This is a genomic window from Gordonia sp. BP-119 (assembly GCF_016924115.1).
Classification (GTDB): Bacteria; Actinomycetota; Actinomycetes; order Mycobacteriales; family Mycobacteriaceae; genus Gordonia; species Gordonia hongkongensis.
The window spans coordinates 92,306-115,692 of sequence record NZ_JAFFZF010000002.1; the positions used below are offsets into that span (position 1 = coordinate 92,306).

Annotated in this window: 23 protein-coding genes; 12 read left to right on the forward strand and 11 right to left on the reverse strand. The window is 68.7% G+C overall.

The genetic code is table 11. The features are described 5' to 3' along the window. Positions 1 to 1,488, forward strand: coding sequence for a glycerol kinase GlpK (gene glpK, locus JW364_RS01730; protein WP_065630728.1), 1,488 nt, complete (start codon positions 1 to 3; stop codon positions 1,486 to 1,488). Positions 1,489 to 1,510: 22 nt separating this feature from the next. Here glpK and JW364_RS01735 read toward each other — a convergent pair whose 3' ends face one another. The 3 genes from JW364_RS01735 to JW364_RS01745 all read right to left on the reverse strand — a co-directional run bounded on the left by JW364_RS01735 (position 1,511) and on the right by JW364_RS01745 (position 4,873). After that, entirely contained in the window at positions 1,511 to 1,960 is a 450-nt protein-coding gene (locus tag JW364_RS01735; protein WP_223258846.1) for a hypothetical protein, read from the reverse strand. Then, entirely contained in the window at positions 1,957 to 3,360 is a 1,404-nt protein-coding gene (locus JW364_RS01740) for a hypothetical protein (RefSeq protein ID WP_065630727.1), read from the reverse strand. Before JW364_RS01740 ends, JW364_RS01735 begins: the two co-directional genes overlap by 4 nt. A 109-nt stretch (positions 3,361 to 3,469) precedes the next feature. Continuing rightward, positions 3,470 to 4,873, reverse strand: coding sequence for an NAD(P)H-quinone dehydrogenase (locus tag JW364_RS01745; RefSeq protein WP_065630726.1), 1,404 nt, complete (start codon positions 4,871 to 4,873; stop codon positions 3,470 to 3,472). Positions 4,874 to 5,116: 243 nt separating this feature from the next. Between JW364_RS01745 and JW364_RS01750 the strand changes: the two genes are divergently transcribed. Beyond that, positions 5,117 to 5,596 (forward strand): gamma-glutamylcyclotransferase, encoded by a 480-nt coding sequence (locus tag JW364_RS01750; protein WP_004021668.1) that lies wholly within the window; start codon positions 5,117 to 5,119, stop codon positions 5,594 to 5,596. Positions 5,597 to 5,606: 10 nt separating this feature from the next. Here JW364_RS01750 and JW364_RS01755 read toward each other — a convergent pair whose 3' ends face one another. Together JW364_RS01755 and JW364_RS01760 are read right to left on the reverse strand one after the other, a co-directional pair. Continuing rightward, positions 5,607 to 6,806: an amidohydrolase gene (locus JW364_RS01755; RefSeq protein ID WP_068971766.1), complete on the reverse strand. Its 1,200-nt coding sequence runs from the start codon at positions 6,804 to 6,806 to the stop codon at positions 5,607 to 5,609. Further along, entirely contained in the window at positions 6,806 to 7,504 is a 699-nt protein-coding gene (locus tag JW364_RS01760) for an enoyl-CoA hydratase/isomerase family protein (RefSeq protein ID WP_068971765.1), read from the reverse strand. Before JW364_RS01760 ends, JW364_RS01755 begins: the two co-directional genes overlap by 1 nt. Before the next feature lie 101 nt (positions 7,505 to 7,605). Between JW364_RS01760 and JW364_RS01765 the strand changes: the two genes are divergently transcribed. Further along, entirely contained in the window at positions 7,606 to 8,409 is an 804-nt protein-coding gene (locus tag JW364_RS01765) for a purine-nucleoside phosphorylase (RefSeq protein ID WP_068971764.1), read from the forward strand. A gap of 41 nt (positions 8,410 to 8,450) precedes the next feature. After that, entirely contained in the window at positions 8,451 to 9,116 is a 666-nt protein-coding gene (locus JW364_RS01770) for a hypothetical protein (RefSeq protein ID WP_068971763.1), read from the forward strand. Positions 9,117 to 9,471: 355 nt separating this feature from the next. Here the strand turns inward: JW364_RS01770 and JW364_RS01780 are convergent, their stop codons facing one another. Together JW364_RS01780 and upp are read right to left on the reverse strand one after the other, a co-directional pair. Continuing rightward, positions 9,472 to 10,731 carry an HNH endonuclease signature motif containing protein gene (locus JW364_RS01780; RefSeq protein ID WP_068971762.1) on the reverse strand — a complete coding sequence of 420 codons (1,260 nt, stop codon included), beginning with the start codon at positions 10,729 to 10,731 and terminating at the stop codon, positions 9,472 to 9,474. A gap of 601 nt (positions 10,732 to 11,332) precedes the next feature. Then, positions 11,333 to 11,962, reverse strand: a complete 630-nt coding sequence (gene upp, locus JW364_RS01785) for a uracil phosphoribosyltransferase (RefSeq protein ID WP_068971761.1) — start codon at positions 11,960 to 11,962, stop codon at positions 11,333 to 11,335. Between the two features lie 119 nt (positions 11,963 to 12,081). Between upp and JW364_RS01790 the strand changes: the two genes are divergently transcribed. The 3 genes from JW364_RS01790 (at position 12,082) to JW364_RS01800 (ending at position 14,826) form a co-directional block, all read left to right on the forward strand. Then, positions 12,082 to 12,456 carry a type VII secretion target gene (locus JW364_RS01790; protein WP_068971760.1) on the forward strand — a complete coding sequence of 125 codons (375 nt, stop codon included), beginning with the start codon at positions 12,082 to 12,084 and terminating at the stop codon, positions 12,454 to 12,456. Continuing rightward, positions 12,453 to 13,412 carry a C40 family peptidase gene (locus tag JW364_RS01795; protein ID WP_068971759.1) on the forward strand — a complete coding sequence of 320 codons (960 nt, stop codon included), beginning with the start codon at positions 12,453 to 12,455 and terminating at the stop codon, positions 13,410 to 13,412. Before JW364_RS01790 ends, JW364_RS01795 begins: the two co-directional genes overlap by 4 nt. A 124-nt stretch (positions 13,413 to 13,536) precedes the next feature. Next, a complete protein-coding gene (locus JW364_RS01800; RefSeq protein WP_065630717.1) occupies positions 13,537 to 14,826 on the forward strand; it encodes a primosomal protein in 1,290 nt (429 codons plus the stop codon). Between the two features lie 44 nt (positions 14,827 to 14,870). Here JW364_RS01800 and JW364_RS01805 read toward each other — a convergent pair whose 3' ends face one another. The 3 genes from JW364_RS01805 to JW364_RS01815 are packed head-to-tail and all read right to left on the reverse strand — an operon-like array spanning position 14,871 to position 17,736. Continuing rightward, the gene (locus JW364_RS01805; protein ID WP_068971758.1) at positions 14,871 to 16,001 is read right to left on the reverse strand and encodes an adenosine deaminase; all 1,131 of its coding nucleotides are present in this window, start codon (positions 15,999 to 16,001) and stop codon (positions 14,871 to 14,873) included. Continuing rightward, positions 15,998 to 17,335, reverse strand: coding sequence for a thymidine phosphorylase (locus JW364_RS01810; protein ID WP_068971757.1), 1,338 nt, complete (start codon positions 17,333 to 17,335; stop codon positions 15,998 to 16,000). Before JW364_RS01810 ends, JW364_RS01805 begins: the two co-directional genes overlap by 4 nt. Continuing rightward, entirely contained in the window at positions 17,332 to 17,736 is a 405-nt protein-coding gene (locus tag JW364_RS01815) for a cytidine deaminase (protein ID WP_058250658.1), read from the reverse strand. Before JW364_RS01815 ends, JW364_RS01810 begins: the two co-directional genes overlap by 4 nt. A gap of 224 nt (positions 17,737 to 17,960) precedes the next feature. On the opposite strand from JW364_RS01815, the gene sdhC reads away from it, so the two are divergent. From sdhC to JW364_RS01835, 4 genes are read left to right on the forward strand one after another with little or no spacing between them, the layout of a single operon-like run. Next, the gene (gene sdhC / locus JW364_RS01820; protein ID WP_058250873.1) at positions 17,961 to 18,365 is read left to right on the forward strand and encodes a succinate dehydrogenase, cytochrome b556 subunit; all 405 of its coding nucleotides are present in this window, start codon (positions 17,961 to 17,963) and stop codon (positions 18,363 to 18,365) included. A gap of 12 nt (positions 18,366 to 18,377) precedes the next feature. Further along, positions 18,378 to 18,833 carry a succinate dehydrogenase hydrophobic membrane anchor subunit gene (locus tag JW364_RS01825; protein WP_058250659.1) on the forward strand — a complete coding sequence of 152 codons (456 nt, stop codon included), beginning with the start codon at positions 18,378 to 18,380 and terminating at the stop codon, positions 18,831 to 18,833. Positions 18,834 to 18,848: 15 nt separating this feature from the next. After that, positions 18,849 to 20,603 (forward strand): succinate dehydrogenase flavoprotein subunit, encoded by a 1,755-nt coding sequence (sdhA, locus tag JW364_RS01830; protein ID WP_058250660.1) that lies wholly within the window; start codon positions 18,849 to 18,851, stop codon positions 20,601 to 20,603. Beyond that, positions 20,603 to 21,391: a succinate dehydrogenase iron-sulfur subunit gene (locus tag JW364_RS01835; RefSeq protein ID WP_058250661.1), complete on the forward strand. Its 789-nt coding sequence runs from the start codon at positions 20,603 to 20,605 to the stop codon at positions 21,389 to 21,391. Before sdhA ends, JW364_RS01835 begins: the two co-directional genes overlap by 1 nt. Positions 21,392 to 21,433: 42 nt before the next feature. On the opposite strand, the gene JW364_RS01840 is transcribed toward JW364_RS01835, so the two are convergent. After that, positions 21,434 to 22,012 (reverse strand): TetR/AcrR family transcriptional regulator, encoded by a 579-nt coding sequence (locus JW364_RS01840; RefSeq protein ID WP_058250662.1) that lies wholly within the window; start codon positions 22,010 to 22,012, stop codon positions 21,434 to 21,436. Between the two features lie 163 nt (positions 22,013 to 22,175). Here JW364_RS01840 and JW364_RS01845 point away from each other — a divergent pair, with 163 nt between their 5' ends. Beyond that, positions 22,176 to 23,369: a cytochrome P450 gene (locus JW364_RS01845; protein WP_068971756.1), complete on the forward strand. Its 1,194-nt coding sequence runs from the start codon at positions 22,176 to 22,178 to the stop codon at positions 23,367 to 23,369. Positions 23,370 to 23,387 lie beyond the last annotated feature (18 nt).

Below are 23,387 nucleotides of genomic sequence, written 5' to 3' on the forward strand. Positions count from 1 at the left end.
GTGGCGGCAATCGACCAGGGCACCACCTCGACCCGGGCGATGATCTTCGATCACGAGGGTCGCGTCGTCGGCGCCGAACAGCTCGAACACGAACAGATCTTCCCGCGCGCGGGCTGGGTGGAACACGACGCCGCCGAGATCTGGCGTAACACCCGCCGCGTCGGCGCCGCTGCCCTCGCGTCGGCCGAACTGACCGCGAAGGACATCGTCGCCTGCGGCCTCACCAATCAGCGCGAGACCACCGTGATCTGGGAGCGCGACACCGGCAAGCCGGTGCACAACGCCATCGTGTGGCAGGACACGCGAACCGATGATCTGTGCACCGAGCTGGCCGGAGATGTCGGCATGGACCGGTTCTGCGATCGCACCGGCCTGCCGTTGTCGACCTACTTCGCCGGCCCCAAGGCCCGCTGGCTCCTCGACTCCGTCGACGGCCTCCGCGAACGCGCCGAGAACGGAGAATTGTGTTTCGGCACCATGGATTCCTGGATGGCCTGGAACATGACCGGCGGGGTGGACGGCGGCCGGCACGTCACGGATGTCACCAACGCATCGCGCACCATGTTGATGGACCTGCGGACCCAGACCTGGGACGCCGACATCTGCGCCGAGATGGGCATCCCGATGGCCATGCTGCCCGAGATCAGGAGCTCCTCGGGCGATTTCGGCGCCCTCCGGGGCAACGGCCCACTCCCCGGGGTACCGCTCGCCGGCATCCTCGGCGACCAGCAGGCCGCGACCTTCGGCCAGGCCTGCCTGGAACCCGGCGAGGCCAAGAACACCTACGGGACCGGCAACTTCCTGCTCCTCAACACCGGCACCGAGCCGGTCTTCAGCGAGCACGGACTGCTCACCACCGTCTGCTACCGCATCGGCGAGCAGCCCGCACGATACGCACTCGAGGGCTCGATCGCGGTGACCGGTTCGCTCATCCAGTGGCTGCGCGACAACCTCGGCCTGATCCCGCAGGCATCTGACGTCGAGAAACTGGCCGGCGGGGTCGACGACAACGGCGGCGTCTACTTCGTCCCGGCGTTCTCCGGACTCTTCGCGCCGCGCTGGCGCCCCGATGCCCGCGGCGTCATCGTGGGTCTCACCCGGTTCGCCGACAAGGGCCACATCGCCCGAGCCGCACTGGAAGCCAGCGCCTTTCAGACGCGTGAGGTCATCGAGGCGATGCAGGCCGACTCCGGGGTCGAACTGTCGACGTTGAAGGTCGACGGCGGAATGGTCGTGAACGAACTGCTCATGCAGTTCCAGGCCGACATCCTCGACGTACCCGTCGTGCGGCCGGTCGTCAACGAGACGACCGCCCTCGGCGCGGCCTACGCGGCCGGCCTGGCCGTCGGTTTCTGGGAGAGCGAGGACGACATCCGCGCCAACTGGGCCGAAGACCGCCGGTGGGAGCCCGGGATGGCCGCCGACGACCGCGACCGCCTCTACGCGGGATGGAACCGAGCCGTCGAGCACAGCTTCGGCCTGACCTGACCGGCGCGACGGTGCCGCCGCCTCACATCACGTGGTCGGCGAGGATGGCGACCACACCGGCCGTGCCGCCCAGTGCCGCGGCGGCCTCGTAGGCTGATTCGCGGAGCGCATCGCGCAGCGACTCACCAGCGGCGGGCGTCGACATCGCGGCCACCAGGCAGTCGACGGCGCGGGCGCGGCGGAAGCTGTCGCGCTGGGCGTCCACGTCGCCACGACGCTGATGCGCGAAGGCGTCGAAGTCGTGCTGTGCCGCGACGAGCCGCAGACGTGCGATGCCGGCCGTCGACGCACCGCCCTGCCGCCGCCACTGGCTGATCGCCTCCCGGATCTCGGGCGTCGAGACCGCCGTGACGTCCAGGACGGTCGCGACGATCAGGTGCAGACACGCCGTGAGGTCCTCGTCGGGCACCGAGTCGACGAGGCGGGCGACGCCGCCCGGTAACCGGTCGACACGCTTCAGCCCGGCGTTCACACGGTCTCCGGTCTCGACGTGGCCGAACCGCCCGACGGTGCATCGGTGTCGTCCGAGACCTCCTGCGCCGCACCGTCGACGGGGGTCCGGGAGACGGCGTCGCCGGGTGCCGCGGGCCGCAGGGACAAGGCCTGATCCGGCCCGGCCGGCGCGGCGTCGTCGACCGCCGGGGATGCCTGCCGGATCCAGTCGCCGATGACGGGCGGACCGACGAGCGGCATGTCGCCGACGAGCTGCGCGCCGTGTTCCCGAGTGTGCAGGTACGGCGCTGCCCGGTGGCTGTCGTCGTCGGCGCCGGGCCGCCGTCCGCCGCCCGGGGCCCCGGCGAGCGGCATCCCCGTCGGGCGCTGGGCAACCGGCCCGGCGGTGGCGGGGGTCGCCGGCGTCGGTGAGCCGCCGGCGACCGGGGTCGGCGTCGGCGCCGACGCGGGTGGGAGCAAGCCGGGAGCGGGCATCGCGACCGGGACCCCGGCGCCTCCACTCGCCGGCGCACCGCCACCGGAACCGGATCCGCTGTTCTCGCCGATCCCGTCGGCGCCTCCCGACCGGTGCGTTTCGGGAGCCGCGGCGCCGCGGGTCGTCGACTCGGGCGTCGCCCGACCACCACGCACCAACCCGTCGGGGCCGTCGGTGTTGCCACGACCGGATGGTCCGCCGCCCGGACCCGCAGGCCCTGGCGGCGTCGACGACGCACCGGGTCCGCCGCCACCGGGTGGTGGACCGCCCGCAGCGACCGGCACCGGCCCGGCAGTCGGAGTGGCACGCCCGAAGTCGCCGGCGTCGACGGTGTTGGCGGCCTGACCGCGGGGAGCGTCCGGCCCGGACCCCGCGGCGCCGGAACCGCCGGCGGTCGGCCCGAAGCCGAGTCCTGCGGTCACCCCGTTCGCCCCGGTCGGGTCGTTCGGCAGGGAGCGCTGCAGCCCGATCATCGGCGAGGAGTAGGCGCCCGTCATCGCCCGGTCGACCTCATGCCGGACAGCCGGCGCGTCCTCGGGATTGTCACGGATGTGCTGCTGCAGCTCACGCAACCGCCCCTCCTGACCGCGAGCCGATCCGAGGATGCCTGTCGCGCCGGCCAGCGCATCCCCGATCTGGCCGGCGGTCTCCGAGGTCGTCGCCAGATCGGCCGACAGCGACCGGCCCGCCTCCAGCGCCGCGTCGGAAGCCTGACCGAGCATGCCGTCGCCGAACATCGCGTGCATCCGTTCGGCCGCGCGGCGGACGGACTCGATCGCCTGCAGGATCGTGTTGACGTCACCGCCGGCACGACCGGGTTCCATCGTGCTCAGGACGTTGAGGATCTCGTCGATGCTCATGCCCGCCCACTGCGTGCGACCGCGAGCGAACGCGCGGTCGTTGCGACTGCCGTAGGTGTTGTAGGACTGCTGCGGCGAGCTCACGACACCCCCTTGGTCGCCGGCCGGGACGAACGAATTCGTCCGACCCTACCGTGACGACGCACCCGGCGGCGCACACCGGCACCGGCTGTGCACAGTGGGCGGGCGGCGCTCAGTCCAGGTCGTCGTGCCGAACCAGCTGCCGCGCCGCCTCGGTGATGGACCCGGTCAGCGACGGGTACACCGAGAACGTCTGGGCCAGGTCGCCGACGGTGAGCTTGTTCTGCACCGCGAGGGCGATGGGCAGGATCAGTTCGGAGGCGTTCGGTGCGACCACGACGCCGCCGATGACCACACCGGTGGCCGGCCGGCAGAAGATCTTCACGAAGCCCCGGCGCAGACCGCTCATCTTGGCGCGCGGGTTGGTGGCCAACGGCAGCATCACGGTGCGCGCCGGGTACTCACCGGTGTCGATGGCGTTCTGCGACACCCCCACCGTGGCGATCTCCGGACGCGTGAAGATGGCGGACGCAACGGTTTTCAGCTTGATCGGGCTCACGCCCTCGCCGAGTGCGTGGTACATCGCGATGCGGCCCTGCATGGCGGCCACCGATGCCAGCGGGAACAGCCCGGTGCAGTCGCCGGCCGCATAGATCCCCGCGACCGACGTGCGGGACACCCGGTCGACCTCGATGTAACCGCCCTTGCCGACCGCGACCCCGGCACGATCGAGTCCGAGATCGGTGGTGTTGGGGACCGAACCGACGGTCATCAGCACGTGGCTGCCGGTCACGGTCGAGCCGTCGGCCAGATGCGCGGTGACCGAATCGCCGTGCCGCTCGACCTTGTCGGCGCGGGCGTGCTTGACCAGTTCGACGCCGCGTTCGGCGAGTGCGTCCTCGAGCACCAGCGCGGCGTCCTCGTCCTCGTGCGGGAGGACCCGGTCGCGGCTCGACACGAGCGTCACCTTGACGCCCAGTTCGGTGTAGGCGTGGACGAACTCGGCGCCGGTGACGCCGGAACCGATGACGACGAGGTGTTCGGGCAGCTCCTCGAGGTCGTAGAGCTGACGCCAGGTGAGGATGCGCTCGCCGTCGGGTTCGGCGTCGGGCAGCACGCGGGGCGAGGCGCCGGTCGCCAGCAGGACCACATCGCCGTCGTAGCGTTCGGTGGTTCCGTCGGCGAGGGTCGCGACGACGGTGTGCGTCGAGACGCCGACCTGCCGCTCGTCGAGAACCGCGGTACCGGAGACGAGTGTCACGCCTTCGCTGATGAGTCGTGAGCGGATGTCCGCGGACTGGGCGAACGCGAGGTCGCGGACCCGCTGGTGGATCTGCGGCAATGTGACGGAGGTGTCGTCGGTCTTGATGTTGATACCCAGATCGACGGCGCGACGGACCTCGGTGCGGATGCCGGTGGACGCGATGAACGTCTTTGACGGGACGCAGTCCCACAACACGCAGGCACCGCCGATCCCGTCCGAATCGATCACCGTGATGTCGGCCCCGTAGGCGGCCGCCGCGAGCGCCGCCTCGTAACCCGCGGGTCCGCCGCCGATGATGACGATCCTGGTCACTGTGACTCCTGTTCTCCACGCCGGCTCGCCGCGTCCTTCGTGGGGAAGCTGCGCCCGGCTGTGTGTCGTGGCTCGACGGGAACGCGGGGTGACACGCTCCTCGGGTCGCGCGAGACGGTCGACCCCGTTCGCGCCGCCTACCAAACTAGTCGGGCGGGTCCGTCGTTGTGAACGTGGTCGCACACCGGGGCCGGGCCACGGTGTCGCCTTCCGGACTCGGCGGAGACCATCTAGGCTCCATCCGTGCCCATCTATGCCGCCTATGGATCCAACATGCATCCCGAGCAGATGGCCGAGCGCGCGCCGCACTCCCCGATGTCGGGCACCGGATGGCTCCGCGGCTGGCGTCTGACGTTCGGCGGCGGCGACATCGGGTGGGAGGGGTCCCTGGCCACGGTCACCGAGGACCGCGACGACCCCGACGCCCGGGTGTTCGTCGTTCTCTACGACGTCACCACCGAGGACGAGGATCTGCTCGACCGGTGGGAGGGTTCCGAGCTCGGCATCCACCGCAAGATCCGCGCCCGCGTCGACACCGCCGACGGCCCGGTGCTGGCCTGGTTGTACGTCCTCGACGCCTTCGAGGGCGGGTTGCCCTCGGCGCGCTATCTCGGCGTCATGGCCGAGGCCGCGGAGATCGCCGGCGCACCCGCGGAGTATGTGCAGGACCTCCGGTTGCGCGAGTCGCGCAATGTCGGACCCGGGCCGGGGCCCGCGGAATAGACCGAGTGTCCTAGCCGGCGGCGCTGGTCGCGTTCAGCACGATCCCGGCGAGCGCGCGCACACCGATCGCGAGGGCACGTTCGTCGAGATCGAAGTTGGGCGCGTGCAGATCGACCTGCGGTCCGAATCCGTCCCACACGCCGAGGCGGGCCATCGCTCCCGGGACGTGTTCGAGATACCAGGAGAAGTCCTCGCCGCCGGGTGACTGCGGGGTGTCCGCGATCGCCTTGGACCCGATTGCGGCGACGGACCGTTCGAACATCCCGACCGCGACCTCGTCGTTGACGACCGGCGGCACCCCGCGGAAGTACGAGAGGTCGTACCGGACGCCGAGCGGTGCCAGCAGCTCGCCGACGACGCTGCGGACCAGCGGCTCGAGCTGGGCCCAGGTGGCGTGATCGCCGGTGCGGACCGTGCCGCGCATGCGACCTTCCTGCGGGATGGCGTTGGCGGCGCTGCCGGCGTTCGCCGCGCCCCACACCATCACCGTGCCCGAACGCGGGTCGATCCGTCGCGACAGCACCCCGGGCAGGCCGGTGATCACCGTGCCCATCGCGTAGATGAGATCCCCGGTGAGGTGCGGCCGCGACGTGTGCCCGCCGGCCGAGTGCAGTTGCAGATCGATGTGGTCGGCCGCGGACGTCAACGGGCCGGACCGCAGGCCGACCGTGCCGACCGGCAGGCGAGGGTCGCAGTGCAAGGCGAAGATGCGGCCGAGACCGGTGGTGACGCCCGCCTCGATGGCGTCGAGGGCTCCGCCGGGCATGACCTCCTCGGCGGCCTGGAAGATCAGACGCACGCCGACCGGAAGTGGTTCGGCCGCGGCGAGGAGCTTCGCGACGCCGATCAGGATGGCCGTGTGCGCGTCGTGACCGCACGAGTGCGACGCGCCCTCCACCGCCGAGGTGAACGGCAGGCCGGTGTGTTCGGTCACCGGCAGGGCATCCATGTCCGCGCGCAGCGCGATGCGGGGCTCACCGGCAGGACCGAGGTCGCACACCACTCCGGTGCCCAGCGGCAGCCGGCGCGGGGTGAGTCCGGCGGCGGTGAGCTCGCTCATCACCAGCTCGGTGGTGCGGACCTCTTGCCGGGACAGTTCCGGATGCGCATGGATCTGCCGGCGCCACGCGATGAGATCGCCGCCGTGCTCGGCGAGCCAGGCGTCGATGGGATCGTCCGCCGCGGCGAAGTCCGCTCCCGCGGCCGACATCAGAAGACTCCGGGCGGGGTCTGACGTGCGAGGTCGTCGAGCAGGGGGCCACGGAGTCCGCGCTTGATCAGCGCCAGGTTGGGTCCGGCGGTCGCGGAGCGGGCGGCCGCGATCTCGGTGGCCCGCTTCACGAGGAGCTCGGCGTCCACGGCCTCGTCGACGATTCCCGCACGCACCGCGTCGTCGGCGCCGTACCGCCGGCTGGTGTACATCGCCTCGGTGGCGGTGCGATCGGTCAGTCGGGTGCGCAGCAACGTCGCCATCCCACGGGTGAACGGCATGGTGAGAGCGGCCTCGGGCAGCGACCAGAAACCGCGTTCGGTGCGCATCAGGACGTGGTCGGTACACAACGCGAGCATCGCTCCGGCGCCGAAGGCGTGTCCGTTGACGGCGCTGACCGTCGGAACGGGCAGGGTGAGCACCTTCGCGTACAGGGCGTGCACGCGGTCGAGGTAACCGGGCAGCTGGTCGGGAGCGGCGAAGATGTGGTCGGTGTCCAGGCCGTTGGAGAAGAACTTCCCGGTGGCGGTGATCACCAGCGGTCGTGGCGGGTCGGCGACCACCTGGTCCAGCAGTGCATCGACCTCGTCCAACCAGTGGGTCCGGAAGCGGTTCTCCGGATTGGACTCGCTGATCTCCTCACCGCGCGCTCCGAGATGGAGCTCGACGACCTCCCCGTCACCGTTCAGAAATGGCATGTCCCGACCTTATCGCTCCCGGTCTCGTCGCCACCGACCCGATCGGTCGGCGCGCTGCGACGCGCGGCCGTGTGGGCCTGGGAACGGTTTAGGGTTGGCGCATGGAGCCCACCGCCGACCCCGATGCCGCGGCCATCGTCGCCGCGGCCACGATCGCTGCCGAGACCGACGCCGCTACACACGATGTGGCCGTCATCCTCGGGTCGGGATGGTCACCCGCCGCCGACGCCTTCGGGCGGCCCATCCGCTCGTTGCCGATGGCGTCGATCCCGGGATTCGTCCCACCCAAGGCCGCCGGCCACGGCGGCGTGGTCCACTCCGTCCGGATCGGTGATCGACGAGTCCTGTTGATGCTGGGACGTATTCACGCCTACGAGGGCCACGACCTCGCTCGCGTGGTCCACCCGGTCCGCACCGCAGCCGCGGCCGGTGTCCACACCGTCGTGCTCACCAACGCGGCGGGCGGTCTGCGCGAGGACATGTCGGTCGGGCAACCCGTGCTCATCACGGATCATCTGAACCTCACGGCCCGCTCCCCGTTGGTCGGTGCCCAGTTCGTCGACCTTGTCGATGCCTATTCACCGCGGCTGCGACAGATCGCGCGCGGCATCGACCCGGGCCTCGCCGAGGGGGTCTACGCCGGGCTCCCCGGCCCGCACTACGAGACCCCCGCCGAGATCCGGATGCTGCGGACGATGGGTGCGGACCTGGTCGGGATGTCGACCGTGCACGAGACCATCGCGGCGCGCGCCGCCGGACTCAACGTGCTCGGCATATCCCTGGTTACCAACCTCGCGGCCGGCATGACCGGCGAACACCTGAGCCACGCAGAGGTCCTGGAGGTCGGCCGCGCGTCGGCAACCAGGATGGGCGAGTTGTTGGCCCGGATCATCGGCGAACTGTAGGACCGAACGGAACCGGCGGCCGGCCGAACCGAAGGAGCGAGATGACCTATCCACCGAGCGGTCCAGGCGGCCATCCCCAGGGTGGCTATCCGTCGGGCGGTTACCCGCAGGGCCCGGTGCCACCTGGCCCGCCGCGGTCCCCGTGGTCGTCGCCGGCGGTGCTGGTGGCGATCGGCGCGGGCGTGCTGCTGGTGGTGGTGGGCGTCCTCGCGGCGCTGCTCCTGATCCCCGCGGACGACGAGTCCGCGGACCGCGACAGCGCGGACGGCGGACAACCGTCGGCGTCGACCTTCACGAGTACCGTCACCCGCCCCGCGGAGACGACGACCCCCACCACCGCGACCACCACCACGACGACGCCGCCCCCGGTTCGGCCGACCCCCACCGTCGCCGGCGCGGACTGGCAGGGATTCACCAGCGGTCCCCGCTGCAACGCCGCCGACGACCCCGCCGTGGCCGTCGGACAGACCGCCCGGTCGCGCGTGGTGATCTGCCAGGTGGGCACCCAGACGGGCCGCTTGTACTACAAGGGCGCCGCACCCGAGGGCGGGATCGAACTCCAGTTCCCGACCCGCACCGGAGACACCTTCGAGGCGCGCAACGGCTCGGTGCGTTACCTCGTCTCGCCGACAAGTCTCACCATCGTCGACGGCGGCGCCGTGCTCACCGAGGAGCCGATGCTCGCGTACTGGTCGCTGCCCGGCTGAGACCCGCCGCACCTCCCTGACCGCGGTTCGGCTCAGCCCGGTCACCGAAATGCGAAGCGTGCGTGACGGGATGACCGTTGCGTCCGACGTCGCCGCCCGCCGCTCGGGCCGTCGCCAATTGGCTTGGAACACAGACGACGCCGATATCGAGATCACCCGGTGGAATGCGCTGACACAAAGCCGGACGCTCGCTCAGCGCTCAACAGTTCCCATCCACTGCGTCGAGACGGGCCGGTCTCGTACGGGGGGCGGTTGCCTCTGGGGTGACACTGTGGAGTTGTCAAAGGACGGATGCGGTCCCGGGTATGGCCCGGGTGCGGAAGGTGCTACGCGAAAGTGGTTGTCGGACGGCCGGTCAGGCGGCCTCGTCGAGGCGCATGGTGCGCCGGTTGTAGGCGGGTAGCGGTCGGCGTTGCGGGTCGATACTGGCGGGTGGGACGAGCCAGGGATGGCGGTCGAATCCCATCACGATGTCCCAGCCGTGGTGGTGGACCTGCGTATGGCAGCGCTGACACAGCAAACAGCCGTTGTCGAGGTCGGTGGGTCCACCGTCGGCCCACGACTTGATATGGTGAACCTGGGTATGTGACGGTGGTGCACCGCATTTGACGCAACACGCGTCGCGGACGATCACCGCCTTACGTAGGTGCGCCGGATACAACCGACGGGTGTGACCCATCTGCAGCGGTACGCCCTCACTGTCGAGGACGATCTCGGTCAGGGATCCGTCGCAGGAGACCTGTTTCGCGGTGGCATGGCTGACCGTCCCGGTCCACGGCAGCGTTGCGAGTTCTCCGGTGGCGGGGATGGTCAGCATCAGTTGCGTGCGTGGACTTCCGACGGTATCGATGGTCGCGCCGATCGCGGCTTGGTCGAGGATCAACTCGAAAGCGTCGGCGCGACGCTGCTCGGCGGTGCGACGATCCTCGGCGCCGTCGGGTTCGGGCCGTGGACAGGACCGTTCGTCGATCATCGCCAGGAACTTCTCGCCGACCAACTGGGTGAGGTCAGCGCGGACCTCGACGCGCCCGTCGTCGGTGGTGTGCACGTTGACCGCGTTCAGCGATGGGTCGTCGGTGGCCGGTACACCGGTGTCAGAGTCGTCGCAGAGTGTGTTGCTGATGGCTCGAGCGTGCTTGAGTACTTCAGTCGGTGTCGCGCCCGACAGCGCCTGGGCGACGAGCTCGCTCTCATACCGGGAGCGATCGTCGTCGGAAAGCGCCTCACCACATCGTTTCTCGATCTCGTTCATGCCGCGGACGATGGCATCGACGATCTCGCCGGACAGCCGCCCATCGGCGGCATGACGCGCCAAAGCGGGCAGGTTGGGCAGCGCGTCGACACTCCGCATGGTGCGGAGGGCGGAGGCCGGCGCATGTCCTGACTCGATCAGCAGCTTCTTGGTGGTGCTACCGGCTTTCTGCGCGACCCCGAGAGCATCGAGTTGCGCTGCGTTCGTGGCGATTTGATGATCGGCAAGGTTGCGGATCAGGCGCCACGTGTCGAGGGCGTCGAATGTCGCTCTGCCGGTTGGGTCGTTGGTGGGCGGGGTGGTTCCGATGAGTTGATCGAGGAGAGTGGCTAGCTCTGACATGACTCCAAGGTACAGGAACATGCGTTCGACCACGAAGAGTTTCCACAGGCCCAGAAATAGCGAAACTATCCACTGTGCAGCGTTTTTCGTCGACTGTGCGCTGATTCTCGTTGACTGGCGTAGATCGTTGACAGCGGTGAACTTCAGTCACACCCGTTTCAGATTTCATTCTGTAAGCGAATAATTCGTCACGATCCAGCGCTTCTATGTCGCCGCCCCGGCCCCCGCGATCGCTCACGACAAGTGGCGCTCCCAGGTCGGCGGACCCTGTCACTGATCGTCGTCGAGCCAGGCTCATGAGGCCCCTCGCTACTGCGACCGTGATCATTGCGTGGATGTCGATGACCATGGCTTGGCTGTGTTTGCAACGTGTGTGGCGTGAGACAGAGGAGGCGGGGTTCGGCGCAAACGCGCGGCCGCACCGGCGCGGCACTGGGCGCCCACCGAGATGCAGACACCCGGATGCCCCGCCGCGCCTGGGTGTCCGGCCACTGGCGAGTCGAGTTCAATGACCCGAATCGGTCAGCGGAATCGACGGCTGGATATGCGGTTTCAGCGATCCCCTGCGTTCAAGCCAACGGTCAGAAGCGGCGCGACGAGCTCGCTCGGGTGGTCCCGACCCTCACAAATACCTCGGACCGAACTGCCGGTCGCCCGCGTCACCGAGACCGGGCACGATGTAGTTGACCTCGTTGAGACCGTCGTCCACGGCAGCCACGACGAGCCGGCACGGGTGTCCCGAATTCTCCAGCGCCGCAACCCCTTCAGGTGCGGCGACGACACATACGGCGGTGATGTCGGTGGCGTTGCGGGCGACCAGCAACTCGATGGTGTGGAGCATGGAGCCGCCGGTGGCGAGCATGGGGTCGAGGACGAACACCGGCCGTCCCGACAGGTCCTCCGGCAGCGACTCCAGGTACGGCACGGGTTGTGCGGTCTCCTCGTCGCGGGCGAGGCCCACGAAACCGACATGCGCCTCGGGCACCATCGCGTGCGCCTGCTCGACCATGCCGAGTCCGGCCCGCAGGACCGGGACCAGGAGAGGCGGGGATGCCAGCCTCGATCCCGTGTGCGCGGTCATCGGCGTGTTGATCGCGACGTCGGCGCGCGGCGCACCGGCAAGCGCCTCGTAGATCAGCATCTGGGTGAGGTCAGACAGCGCAGCCCGGAATCCGGCGTTGTCGGTGGTCTCGTCGCGCATCGTGGTCAGACGCGCGGCTGCGAGGGGATGGTCGACGATCAGGGACTCCATGCCGACACCCTATTTCCTCCCCGGCGCTCGCGTGCCGCTTGGGCGAGCTCCACCACGCCGGTCTGGGTCGCCGCGAGAATTTGATGGAACCCAACGGGGCCGCGCCGCGTCGAAAACCCATGAGCCCGTCCTCCCCCCATCCCTATCCCGCACCCACCCGGCCAGGCCCGGACACAGGTGGCCGACTGTTCGCCGATTCGTCTGCGCTGCACGAGTTCTCCGGCGCACACCGCACGAACGCCCAGATGCTCGAGGGCGGGACCGGCAGCGACGACGCCGCCGTGGTCGAACTCGCCATCACCTTCGGTCTCATCGGCATCGAGTTCCTCACCGCCGTCGTCGAGTTCCTCGACCTGCACCGTCGCACCATCGAGGCCGCGACGGCGCGCGAGGAACGCGTCGGACTCACGACGAGCTCGGCCGCAACGTCCTACGCCGACTGCGACTGCGCCGCCGCCGACCGGATCGCGACGGCCGGTGAGCTGACGCTGTGATCCCCGTCGAACTCCTCATCGAGCCACTGCGGCAACTGATCGCCGCGCTGGGGACCGGGATCCTGGCACCGGGCAACCCCGCCGAGCAGGTCCGGACCGTAGCGGGCACCGTCGAGTCGGTGCGCCAGCGGTCGACGTCGGCCGCCGAGTCCGTCCTCACGCGGTGGGACGGAGCCGGGGCCGCCGGAGCCGCAGCCGCGACCGCGGCGAACCAGCGCCGACTCACCGAACTCACCGAATGCGCCGCCGAGTTCGGCCGGCTCGTCGAGAGCGCCGGCCGTACCGTCCACATGGCGTCGACCGCGCTGAACGGCCTCGTGGACTCCCTGGAACGGCATGTCCGTGGCCTCGCCGGCGGATTGGCCACTCCGGCAGTCCTTCTCGCGGTCCTGCCGATCGCCGTCGAGCATCTGAGCCGCGGCGTGGAGATCATCGGTCGTGCTCGCGCCGAGCTCGGCTCCGACACCGAGGCGATGGCCGCCCTGGCCCGCCGCACGGCGCCGGCCGAGATGGTCGGAGTCGCAGGCGGCGACGCCGCCAGACTGTCGCCCGTCCCCACGCCCGGCGGCGTCCCCATCACGCTGCCCGACGGCTCGGTCGCCCACGCTCCGAACGAACGCGCGGCGACCGCGGTGCGGGCCGCGCTGAGTCAACGCGGGGTGCCCTATGTCTGGGGCGGGACGACGCCCGACGGATTCGACTGCAGCGGCTTCACACAGTGGGCTTACCGGCAGGCCGGGCTCGAACTCCCCCGCCTCGCCCAGGAGCAGGACACCGCCGGGTATCAGGTGTCCCAGGCGCAGCTGCAGCCCGGAGACCTCGCGGTGTGGTCCGGCCACGTGGCGATGTACATCGGCAATGGTCAAATGATCGAAGCCGGTGACCCCGTGGGCGTCTCGCCGGTACGCACCTCGAACCTCGACCAGGCATTCGAAGGATTCTTCCGTCCACGATGAGAGCCGCGCCGATGGTCGCACCCGCGGGCGGGTCAGGAGTTCATCGAAAAGTCGTCGGCACACCACCGACCGTCTGTGGGGGCACTACTGGATCCGCCGCCGACAATCGCTAGGCTGTGTCCCCATGGCCGGAGACATCGTCCCGATTGAGCTCGGACTCACCGACGGAAACAGCTTCACCCTGTGGGCACCCCGCTGGCGTGAGGGCGACGATGAATGGGAGGCCTTCCTCGGACTGGACGAGGACCTGTACGTCCTGCCCTCTGTCGCCGAGCTCGCCGCGTTCATCCGCACCAACGAGGACAACGATCTCGTCGAGCACCCGGCGTGGTCGACCGTGGTCGGCCTGCAGGCCGATGAACTGGTCCCCGACGGGCGCCACAGCTACGACCTCGTCGGCGTACCCGAGCTCGCCGCGGAGGACCCCACCGCCGAGGTCATCGCCGAACTCGAAGACGCACTCGAGATCGTCCGCATCCTCGGTGAGGTCTGCGAATTGACACCGGTCACCAAGTTCTTCAACGGCAACCCGATCCTGGGCGCCGTCACCACCGGCACACGCAACTTCGACGGCCGCGAGGGCACCGACCTCTGGGTGCGCATCGGCCGGCTCATCGCCAAGCACTGGGATGACGTGCTCGATGCCATCGACGGTGTCATCAGCACACCGAAGGTGGACGCCAAGGCCGTCGAGACCGCCGAGGCCGAACTCGAGGCCGCCGCGTCCGCCGAGGACGAGGACGAGCCGACCGACGATGACATCGAGATCGTCGGTGCCCCCGACTCCGAGTCCTCGGACGCCGCCGACGACGATGACCTCGAAGAGGACACGGACGAGGAGGACGAGGACGACTACGACGACGACGATTTCTGGGCGTCGGTCGGCATCGACCCGATCAAGATCGTCACCAGCGCGAACGAGTACCTGACACTGCGGTGTTACCTCGGAGACGACCCGGTGTTCCTCGGCACCAAGGGCAAGATCTTCGTGTTCACCTCGGCGCGCTCGCTCTCGCGGTTCCTCGCCGACGACAACACGCACGACCTCGCCGACCTGTCCACGTTCGACGAGGTCCGCACCGAGGCGACCAACGGATCCCTCGAGTTCGACGTCATCGACGACAACGTCTACGTCCTGCCGGGTCTCGCCGACGACATCGCCGACGGCCCCCGCCGAATGGATCGCGACCAGCTCGACCTCGCCGTCGAACTCTTCACCGACGCAGCCGACTACGCCGGTGACAACACGGTCTCCGAGGCCCTCGGCACCACCACCCCGCTGGGATGGTTCGTCGACTACACCGTCAACCCCGACCCCAAGCGCATGGCGCCCAGCGGTCCGTTCGACAACGAGGCCGAGGCGTGGCGCGCGCTCGAGCACGACTTCGAGGCCCGGCTCACCAAGAAGGGCTGACGGGCGCAGTCCTCTCCGCCCATAACCGGCCGCGACGGTGCTGCTCAGCCGAGCAGCACCGCGTAGCCGGGCTTGATCACGTCGTCGATGAACGCCAGCCGCTCGTCGAAGTGGATGAACGCCGACTTCATCGCGTTCACCGTGAACCGTTCGAAATCCGCCCAGCCGTAGCCGAACCGATCGGCGAGCAGGCCGAATTCCTTGCTCATGGTGGTGTCGGACATCAGTCGGTTGTCGGTGTTCACCGTCACCCGGAACCGTAGGCGCGCCAACACGTTGAACGGATGCTCGGCGAGTGAACCGACCGCCCCGGTCTGCACATTCGAACTCGGGCACAGCTCCAGCGGAATCCGCTTGTCCCGCACGATGTTCGCCACCTGACCCAGCCGCGCACCCGCGAACGAGTGCGCCGCGAGATCGACCCCCTCCGGGAGTTCGATGTCGTCGAAGACGCGGACGCCGTGACCCAACCGGTCCGTCCCGCAGAAGCCGATGGCCTCGTGGATCGACGGCAGCCCGAATGCCTCGCCGGCGTGGATGGTGAAGGGCGCACAGTTGGCCCGCATGTATTCGAAGGCGTCGAGATGGCGGGTCGGCGGATGCCCCGCCTCGGCGCCGGCGATGTCGAAACCGACGACACCCCGGTCCCGGTAGCGGACCGCGAGTTCGGCGATCTCGCGTGACCGGGCGGCGTGGCGCATCGCGGTGACCAGGCACCGCACGGTGATCGTCCGGCCCCGCTCGGCCGCGACCGCCTCGCCCTCGGCGAAGCCCCGCAGCACCGCCTCGACGACCTCGTCGAGGGTCAGCCCACCTTCGAGATGCTGTTCGGGCGCATAACGCACCTCGGCGTACACGACCCCGTCGGCGGCGAGGTCCTCCACGCACTCGCGCGCGACGCGTTCCAACCCGCCGACGGTCTGCATCACCGCGACCGTATGCGAGAAGGTCTCGAGATAGCGCTCGAGCGAGCCGCTGTCGGCCGCACGTCGGAACCACTGCCCGAGCGTCTCGGCGTCATCGATCTGCCTGCCGTTCTCATCCGCCGGGAGGCCGTCGTATCCCACCTCGTGGGCCAACTCGAGGACCGTCGCGGGCCGGAGTCCGCCGTCGAGGTGGTCGTGGAGGAGCACCTTCGGGGCGAGGGAGATGTTCGCCGGGGTCAGCGTCGTCATGATGGAAACCTAACGCGGTCGATGATCAGTGGACGGGTGCGCGCGCCGCCCGCGTGTTCGGCGGAGTCGGGCCCCACGGTCGTCGCCCCGGCCAGGCAGGAGCGGGCGCCGGGGATCCGGTCCTCATCCTGCGTGTGCAGGGTGAACAACGGTTGACCGGCTCGGACACGATCACCGGGCTTCGCATGGATGGTCACTCCCGCCTCTGCCGCGACCGCCTCCCCCGGCTTCGATCGGCCGCCGCCGAGGCGCCACGCGGCGTCGCCGACCGCGCGCGCGTCCATCTCGGTGACGATGCCGTCGCCCGACGCGGTCACGGTGTCGTGGTGGCGCGCCGTCGGCAGGGGCGCATCGGGGTCGCCACCTTGCGCCGCGATCATCGCCCGCCACGTGTCCATCGCCCGGCCGTCGGCGAGATGGGTTGCGGGGTCGGCGTCGACGAGCCCAGCGGCGTCGAGCATCTCCCGGGCGAGGGCCAGGGTCAGTTCGACGACGTCGGCGGGTCCGCCGCCGGCGAGTACCTCCACCGACTCGGCCACCTCAACGGCGTTGCCGATCGCGAGTCCGAGCGGTGTGCCCATGTCGGTGATGACCGCACGGGTGTCGACACCGGCGTCGTGACCGAGTTCGACCATGGTCGACGCCAGTTCGCGCGCGTCGTCCTCGTCGGGCAGGAAGGCACCCGACCCGGTCTTGACGTCGAGGACCAGCGCACCGGTGCCCTCGGCGATCTTCTTGCTCATGATCGACGACGCCAGCAGCGGAATGGACTCGACCGTGCCCGTGACATCGCGCAGGGCGTAGAGCTTGCGATCGGCGGGTGCCAGGTCGGCGCCTGCGGCACAGATGACCGCGCCGACCCGCTCGAGCTGGTCGAGCATGTCAGACGTGCTCACCTCGGCCCGCCACCCCGGGATGGACTCCAGCTTGTCGAGCGTCCCACCGGTGTGACCGAGCCCCCGACCGGACAGCTGCGGCACCGCGACACCGAACGACGCGACGAGCGGCGTGAGCGGGAGGGTGATCTTGTCCCCGACGCCGCCGGTGGAGTGTTTGTCCACGGTGGCCAGCGGCCGCCCGTCCCGCTGCAGACCGGACAGGTCCATCCGGCGCCCGCTGTCGATCATCGCGTGCGTCCAGGACGCGATCTCACGGCGATTCATCCCGCGCAGATATATGGCCATCAGCAATGCCGACATCTGTTCCGCCGCCACCTCGCCGCGGGTGTAGCCGTCGACCATCCACGCGATCTGTGCGTCGGCGAGTTCGTGTCCGCCCCGCTTGGTGGCGATCACCGACACCGCGTGGATGATCTCCCGGGCGTCGACCGTCATGAACGGACCGCCTCGAGATCGTCGGGTCCGAAGGCATCGGGAAGCAGCTCGGCGAGCATCCGGGGACCACCGGGGTGGTCGACGAGGAGCTCGCGCCCGCCGTGTTCGAGCAGGACCTGTCGGCACCGTCCGCACGGCATCAGAACCGCCCCGCGGGCGTCGCAGACGCTGACCGCCCGCAGCGCTCCGCCTCCGTCGTTCACCAGGGCCGCGACCAGTGCGACCTCGGCGCAGATACCCAGGCCATATGAGACATTTTCCACATTGCAACCGGCGACGACACCGCCCTCGGCTGTGATCCCGGCGGCGCCCACCGGGTACCGGGAGTAGGGTGCGTAAGCACGACCGATCATCGATCTGGCCTTGTCCCGCAACACATCCCAATCGATTTCTGTAACCACGTGGATCTCCTGTCGCCCGGCGTCATCGGCCGTTCATCCGGATTTCATCACCGCAAAGCTTGGGTAAGGCAAACCTAAGTCGTAATGTCTTGTCGCCCAGATCGGTTCGGGCAATTTACCACCGGAATGTGCATGGGTTTAGAGTCTCTTCGTATGGGTCCATGGTCGAGTCGGAGCATGCCGATTCGACGCGTCCATCGACGATGTTGGAGGCCACTTTCCCGATGAGCACCTCGACCGAAGTCGCACCCGACCCGGTGCGCAGACGATCTCTTTATCGCGGCGATCCCGGCATGTGGTCGTGGGTCCTGCACCGCATCACCGGCGTCACGATCTTCTTCTTCCTCTTCGTACACGTGCTCGACACCGCGGTCATCCGAGTCGACCCCAATCAGTACGACGAGATCATCGAGACCTACAAGACGCCGATCATCGGTCTCATGGAGATTGCCCTGGTCGCGTGCGTCCTGTTCCACGCCTTCAACGGTGTGCGCCTGATCCTCGTGGACTTCTGGTCCAAGGGACCCAAGTACCAGCGACAGATGCTGTGGGTGGCCATGACCCTGTTCGTCATCGTCTTCGGTGCCGGCACGGTCCGCCTGCTGCAGATCATGTTCAGCCACCTGTAGGAGACACCAGAGATGACCACCTCGGAAGCCACCGGTGTCGCCAAGACCCTCGGTACTCAGCACGACCGTCCCGCGAGCCTGGACAACCCGCGCTCGCCCCGCAAGCCCAAGGGCGGCAACTTCGAGAAGAACGCATGGCTGTTCATGCGGTTCTCCGGGCTGCTGCTCGTCGTCCTGACGATCGGCCACATGTTCATCATGCTGGCCTGGGACGGCGGCGTGCACCGCATCGACTCCTCGTTCGTCGCCGCGCGGTGGAGCTCACCCTTCTGGCAGATCTGGGACCTCACCATGCTGTGGCTGGCCCAACTGCACGGCGGCAACGGTGTGCGCACCGTCATCGCCGACTACTCCCGCAAGGACTCGACCCGTTTCTGGCTGAACGTGCTGCTCGCCGTGTCGATGATCCTCGTCCTCACGATGGGCACCTACGCCCTCCTGACCTTCGACGTCAACAGCGTCGGCTAGAGGAGACCCACAACAATGCAGGAACATCGCTACGACGTCGTCATCGTGGGCGCCGGCGGCGCAGGCATGCGCGCGGCGATCGAAGCCGCCCCTCGTGCTCGCACCGCGGTGCTGACCAAGCTGTACCCGACCCGCAGCCACACCGGCGCGGCCCAGGGCGGCATGTGTGCGGCACTCGCCAACGTCGAGGAAGACAACTGGGAGTGGCACACCTTCGACACCGTCAAGGGTGGTGACTACCTCGCCGATCAGGATGCCGTCGAGATCATGGCCAAGGAGGCCATCGACGCGGTGCTCGATCTCGAGAAGATGGGCCTGCCCTTCAACCGGACACCCGAGGGCAAGATCGATCAGCGACGCTTCGGCGGCCACACCCGCGATCACGGCAAGTCCCCGGTCCGGCGGGCCTGCTACGCCGCCGACCGCACCGGCCACATGATCCTGCAGACGCTCTACCAGAACTGCGTCAAGCACGACGTCGAGTTCTTCAACGAGTTCTACGCCCTCGACATCTGCCTCACGGAGAACGAGAAGGGCGAGCAGGTCGCGACCGGTGTCGTCGCCTACGAGCTCGCGACCGGCGAGATCCACGTCTTCCACGCCAAGTCGATCGTGTTCGCCACCGGCGGCTCGGGCCGTATGTACAAGACGACCTCGAACGCGCACACGCTGACCGGCGACGGCATGGGCATCATCTTCCGCAAGGGCCTGCCCCTCGAGGACATGGAGTTCCACCAGTTCCATCCGACGGGTCTCGCGGGGCTCGGCATCCTCATCTCGGAGGCGGTCCGCGGTGAGGGCGGCATCCTGCGCAACGCCGACGGCGAGCGTTTCATGGAGCGCTACGCCCCCACCATCAAGGACCTCGCGCCGCGCGACATCGTGGCCCGGTCGATGGTGCTCGAGGTGCTCGAAGGTCGCGGTGCCGGCCCGAACAAGGACTACGTCTACATCGACGTGACCCACCTCGGCGAGGACGTCCTCAACGAGAAGCTCCCCGACATCACCGAGTTCGCCCGTACCTACCTCGGCGTCGACCCGGTCACCGAGTACGTGCCGGTGTTCCCCACCTGTCACTACGTCATGGGCGGCATCCCGACCAACATCAACGGTCAGGTGCTGCGCAACAACGACGAGGTCGTCCACGGCCTGTACGCCGCCGGCGAGTGTGCGTGCGTGTCGGTCCACGGAGCCAACCGGCTGGGCACCAACTCGCTGCTCGACATCAACGTCTTCGGACGACGCGCGGGAATCGCGGCCGCGGACTACGCGAACTCGGCCGAGTTCGCCGAGCTCCCCGAGACGCCCACCGAGATGGTCGACTCGTGGCTCGAGCTGCTGCTCAGCGACCACGGACACGAGCGCGTCGCCGACATCCGTACCGAGCTGCAGGCCTCGATGGACGCGAACGCCTCGGTGTTCCGCACCGAGGAGACCCTCAAGCAGGCCCTGACCGACATCCACCGGTTCAAGGAGCGCTACGCCCACATCCGAGTCCATGACAAGGGCAAGCGCTTCAACAGCGATCTCCTCGAGGCCATCGAACTCGGCTTCCTGCTGGAGATGGCGGAGGTGACGGTGGCCGGAGCCCTGAACCGCAAGGAGTCGCGCGGCGGTCACGCACGCGAGGACTACCCGGATCGTGACGACGTCAACTACAAGCGGCACACCATGGCCTACAAAAAGGGCACGGACCTCCTTTCAGACATCGAGTTGGAGTACAAGCCGGTCGTGGAAACCCGCTACGAGCCGATGGAGCGTAAGTACTGATGACATCTGTTCTGGACAAGCCCGCACCGTCTTCCGACGATCCGCCGTTGCCTCCGGTGCCCGACGAGGCCACCATGGTGACGCTCAAGATCTTCCGCTTCAACCCGGAGAATCCCGACGCCCAGGGTTTCGAGAGCTTCCGCGTCCCGGCGCTGCCGACCGACCGCCTGCTCAACCTGCTCCTGTACGTGAAGGGCTACCTCGATGGAACACTCACGTTCCGTCGTAGTTGTGCCCACGGCGTGTGCGGGTCGGACGCGATGCGGATCAACGGCGTCAACCGCCTCGCCTGCAAGCTCCTGATGAAGGACATGCTCCCCAAGGACAAGTCCAAAGAGATCACCATCACCATCGAGCCGATCCGCGGCCTGCCGGTGGAGAAGGATCTCGTCGTCGACATGGAACCGTTCTTCGACGCGTTCCGCGCGATCAAGCCGTTCCTGATCACCTCGGGCAACGAGCCGACCCGCGAACGCATCCAGAGCCAGGCTGACCGCGCCCGGTTCGACGACACCACCAAGTGCATCCTGTGCGCCTGCTGTACGACGAGCTGCCCGGTCTTCTGGACCGAGGGTTCGTACTTCGGTCCCGCCGCGATCGTCAACGCGCACCGGTTCATCTTCGACAGCCGCGACGAGGGGGCCGTCGAGCGACTCGACATCCTCAACGACGTCGACGGTGTGTGGCGTTGCCGCACCACGTTCAACTGCACCGACGCGTGCCCGCGTGGCATCCAGGTCACCCAGGCGATCTCGGAGGTCAAGCGCGCACTCATGTTCTCGCGCTAGCCGATTCGAACTTTCTCTGCAGCCCGGCAACGGCCCGCACCCTCAGGGGTGCGGGCCGTCGTCGTCGGTGCCGGGGTCCCGACGGAAGATGCCGGCGACGATCGATTCCGCGCTCCGCGCCTCCTCGTCGGGTTCGGCGGGCCAGAGCAGCAGGGCGAGAACGGAACGGATGAGGAACCGTGCATCCGCGGGATCATCGGGGTCGACGCCGACCAGATCGGCGGCCACCGCGTGCACCGCGGGGGACGACAGGACGGTTGGCGTCGCGCCGATGAGGTTGTCGGGCCGGAGGAACTGCCGGATGACCCGGTCGCCGCGTAGTGCGCGCAGGGTCTCGATGATCGCCGTCTGGGCGCGATCGGGCCCGGTGAGATCCGCGACGGTCGCACGGATGGCGGCGAGCACCGGTGCCGACGTGGTGGCCAGCACGGACTCGATCAGCGCGGACCGACCGCCGGCATGGCGGTAGATCGTCGCCCTCGAACAGTGCGCCCGACGACCGAGCTCGTCGAGGTCGAACCCGTCGAGGCCACGGCGTGCGATGAGGGCCGCCGCGTGCGCGATCAGACGCTCGCGTGCAGCATCGTGCCGGTCTCCGTCGACCAGCCAGTCCCGGGCCATCGCTCCCCCGTTCTCATGGTGAGACGAACCATCCTGTCGATGAAGGACGTTCCAGCTGTTCACGAGGCTAGCCTGAGACACCGGATGGTGCTGTGACTTCTCACCGATCTCGACTTCGGGGATATGCGTGCGTCGACGGCCCGGGTTGCCCACGCTGGACTCCATGGACACCACCGCCGATCCCACGACCTTCTACTCGCGTCTGCACACCGGTTCGCCCGTGCAGCGAATCGGGGATTCATCGTTCTTCGCCGTCGGCTCCTGGGACCTGATCGCCGACGCGGTCCGACGCCCGGAGGACTTCTCGTCGAACCTGACCGCCACGATGGTGTGGCACGGCGACGGCACGGTCTCGGAGTTCCCGGTCGCCGGCCTGGGCGACGCTATGCACGTCCTCGCCACCGCCGACGGGGCCAGGCACCGCGATCATCGGAAGCTCGCCATGCGGTCGGTGTCTCCGGCACGTACCCGCGAGCTCGAACCGACCATTCGTCGATACATCACGGAGGCATGGGCCGACGATCTCCGTGGTGGCCGGATCGATTGGGTGAGCGCTGTCGCGCAACGGATTCCGATGGAGGTCGCCACGGCGGTGATCGGATTGCCGGTCGCCGACCGTGCCACGCTGACCCGGTGGGCGATCGCGACGAACGTCCTGATCGACGGCGTCATCACGCCGGACCAGCTGACGACGGCAACCGCGGCGGTCGGTGAGCTGACGGCGTATCTGTCGGCGGCGCTGCGCAACGCACACGCCCGGAGCGAAGCGAGCGGGCCGACCGCGTTGGTCGAGGTGGCACGCCGCGTCGCCGAGGGCAGTCTCGATCACGAGACCGCGGTGATGATCCTGTTCCAGCTGGTCGCCGCCGGGGCCGAGTCGACCACGAGCCTGCTCAACAGTGCCGTCTGGCTGTTGGACCGCCATCCCGACGTCGTCGAACGGTTACGCAGCGACCCCGGGCTCATCCCGGTGTTCGTGGAGGAGGCCCTTCGGCTCGAGACCCCGTTCCGTGGGCATTTCCGTCATGTGGTCGCCGACACCACGCTGGGTGACACCGCCTTGCCGGCGGGGTCACATGTGTTCCTGATGTGGGGTGCCGCCAATCGGGACCCCGGGCACTTCGACGATCCCGGCGCGATCGATCTCGATCCGGCGGCGCGGCGGTCGCACCTGGCATTCGGCAAGGGCCTGCACCTGTGTGTCGGGGCGACACTGGCACGATTGCAGGCGCGCCTCGCGGTCGAGCATCTGCTGCGCTCCACGACCGCTTTCCGGGTTGATCTGACGCAGACGGCGTGGGAGCCCGGGGTTCTCGTCCGTCGTTTCACCACGCTGCCGCTGACGATCACCCGCTGACAGCAGAATCCCGACTTC

Coding starts and splice junctions, on each gene's coding strand:
- JW364_RS01755 (WP_068971766.1), bottom strand. CDS start 6,806: ATGTCGGCCGCGGGAGCGGACTTCGCCGCGGCGGACGATCCCATCGAC.
- JW364_RS01760 (WP_068971765.1), bottom strand. CDS start 7,504: ATGCCATTTCTGAACGGTGACGGGGAGGTCGTCGAGCTCCATCTCGGA.
- JW364_RS01765 (WP_068971764.1), top strand. CDS start 7,606: ATGGAGCCCACCGCCGACCCCGATGCCGCGGCCATCGTCGCCGCGGCC.
- JW364_RS01770 (WP_068971763.1), top strand. CDS start 8,451: ATGACCTATCCACCGAGCGGTCCAGGCGGCCATCCCCAGGGTGGCTAT.
- JW364_RS01780 (WP_068971762.1), bottom strand. CDS start 10,731: ATGTTCCTGTACCTTGGAGTCATGTCAGAGCTAGCCACTCTCCTCGAT.
- upp (WP_068971761.1), bottom strand. CDS start 11,962: ATGGAGTCCCTGATCGTCGACCATCCCCTCGCAGCCGCGCGTCTGACC.
- JW364_RS01790 (WP_068971760.1), top strand. CDS start 12,082: ATGAGCCCGTCCTCCCCCCATCCCTATCCCGCACCCACCCGGCCAGGC.
- JW364_RS01800 (WP_065630717.1), top strand. CDS start 13,537: ATGGCCGGAGACATCGTCCCGATTGAGCTCGGACTCACCGACGGAAAC.
- JW364_RS01805 (WP_068971758.1), bottom strand. CDS start 16,001: ATGACGACGCTGACCCCGGCGAACATCTCCCTCGCCCCGAAGGTGCTC.
- JW364_RS01810 (WP_068971757.1), bottom strand. CDS start 17,335: ATGACGGTCGACGCCCGGGAGATCATCCACGCGGTGTCGGTGATCGCC.
- sdhC (WP_058250873.1), top strand. CDS start 17,961: ATGAGCACCTCGACCGAAGTCGCACCCGACCCGGTGCGCAGACGATCT.
- JW364_RS01825 (WP_058250659.1), top strand. CDS start 18,378: ATGACCACCTCGGAAGCCACCGGTGTCGCCAAGACCCTCGGTACTCAG.
- sdhA (WP_058250660.1), top strand. CDS start 18,849: ATGCAGGAACATCGCTACGACGTCGTCATCGTGGGCGCCGGCGGCGCA.
- JW364_RS01835 (WP_058250661.1), top strand. CDS start 20,603: ATGACATCTGTTCTGGACAAGCCCGCACCGTCTTCCGACGATCCGCCG.
- JW364_RS01840 (WP_058250662.1), bottom strand. CDS start 22,012: ATGGCCCGGGACTGGCTGGTCGACGGAGACCGGCACGATGCTGCACGC.
- JW364_RS01845 (WP_068971756.1), top strand. CDS start 22,176: ATGGACACCACCGCCGATCCCACGACCTTCTACTCGCGTCTGCACACC.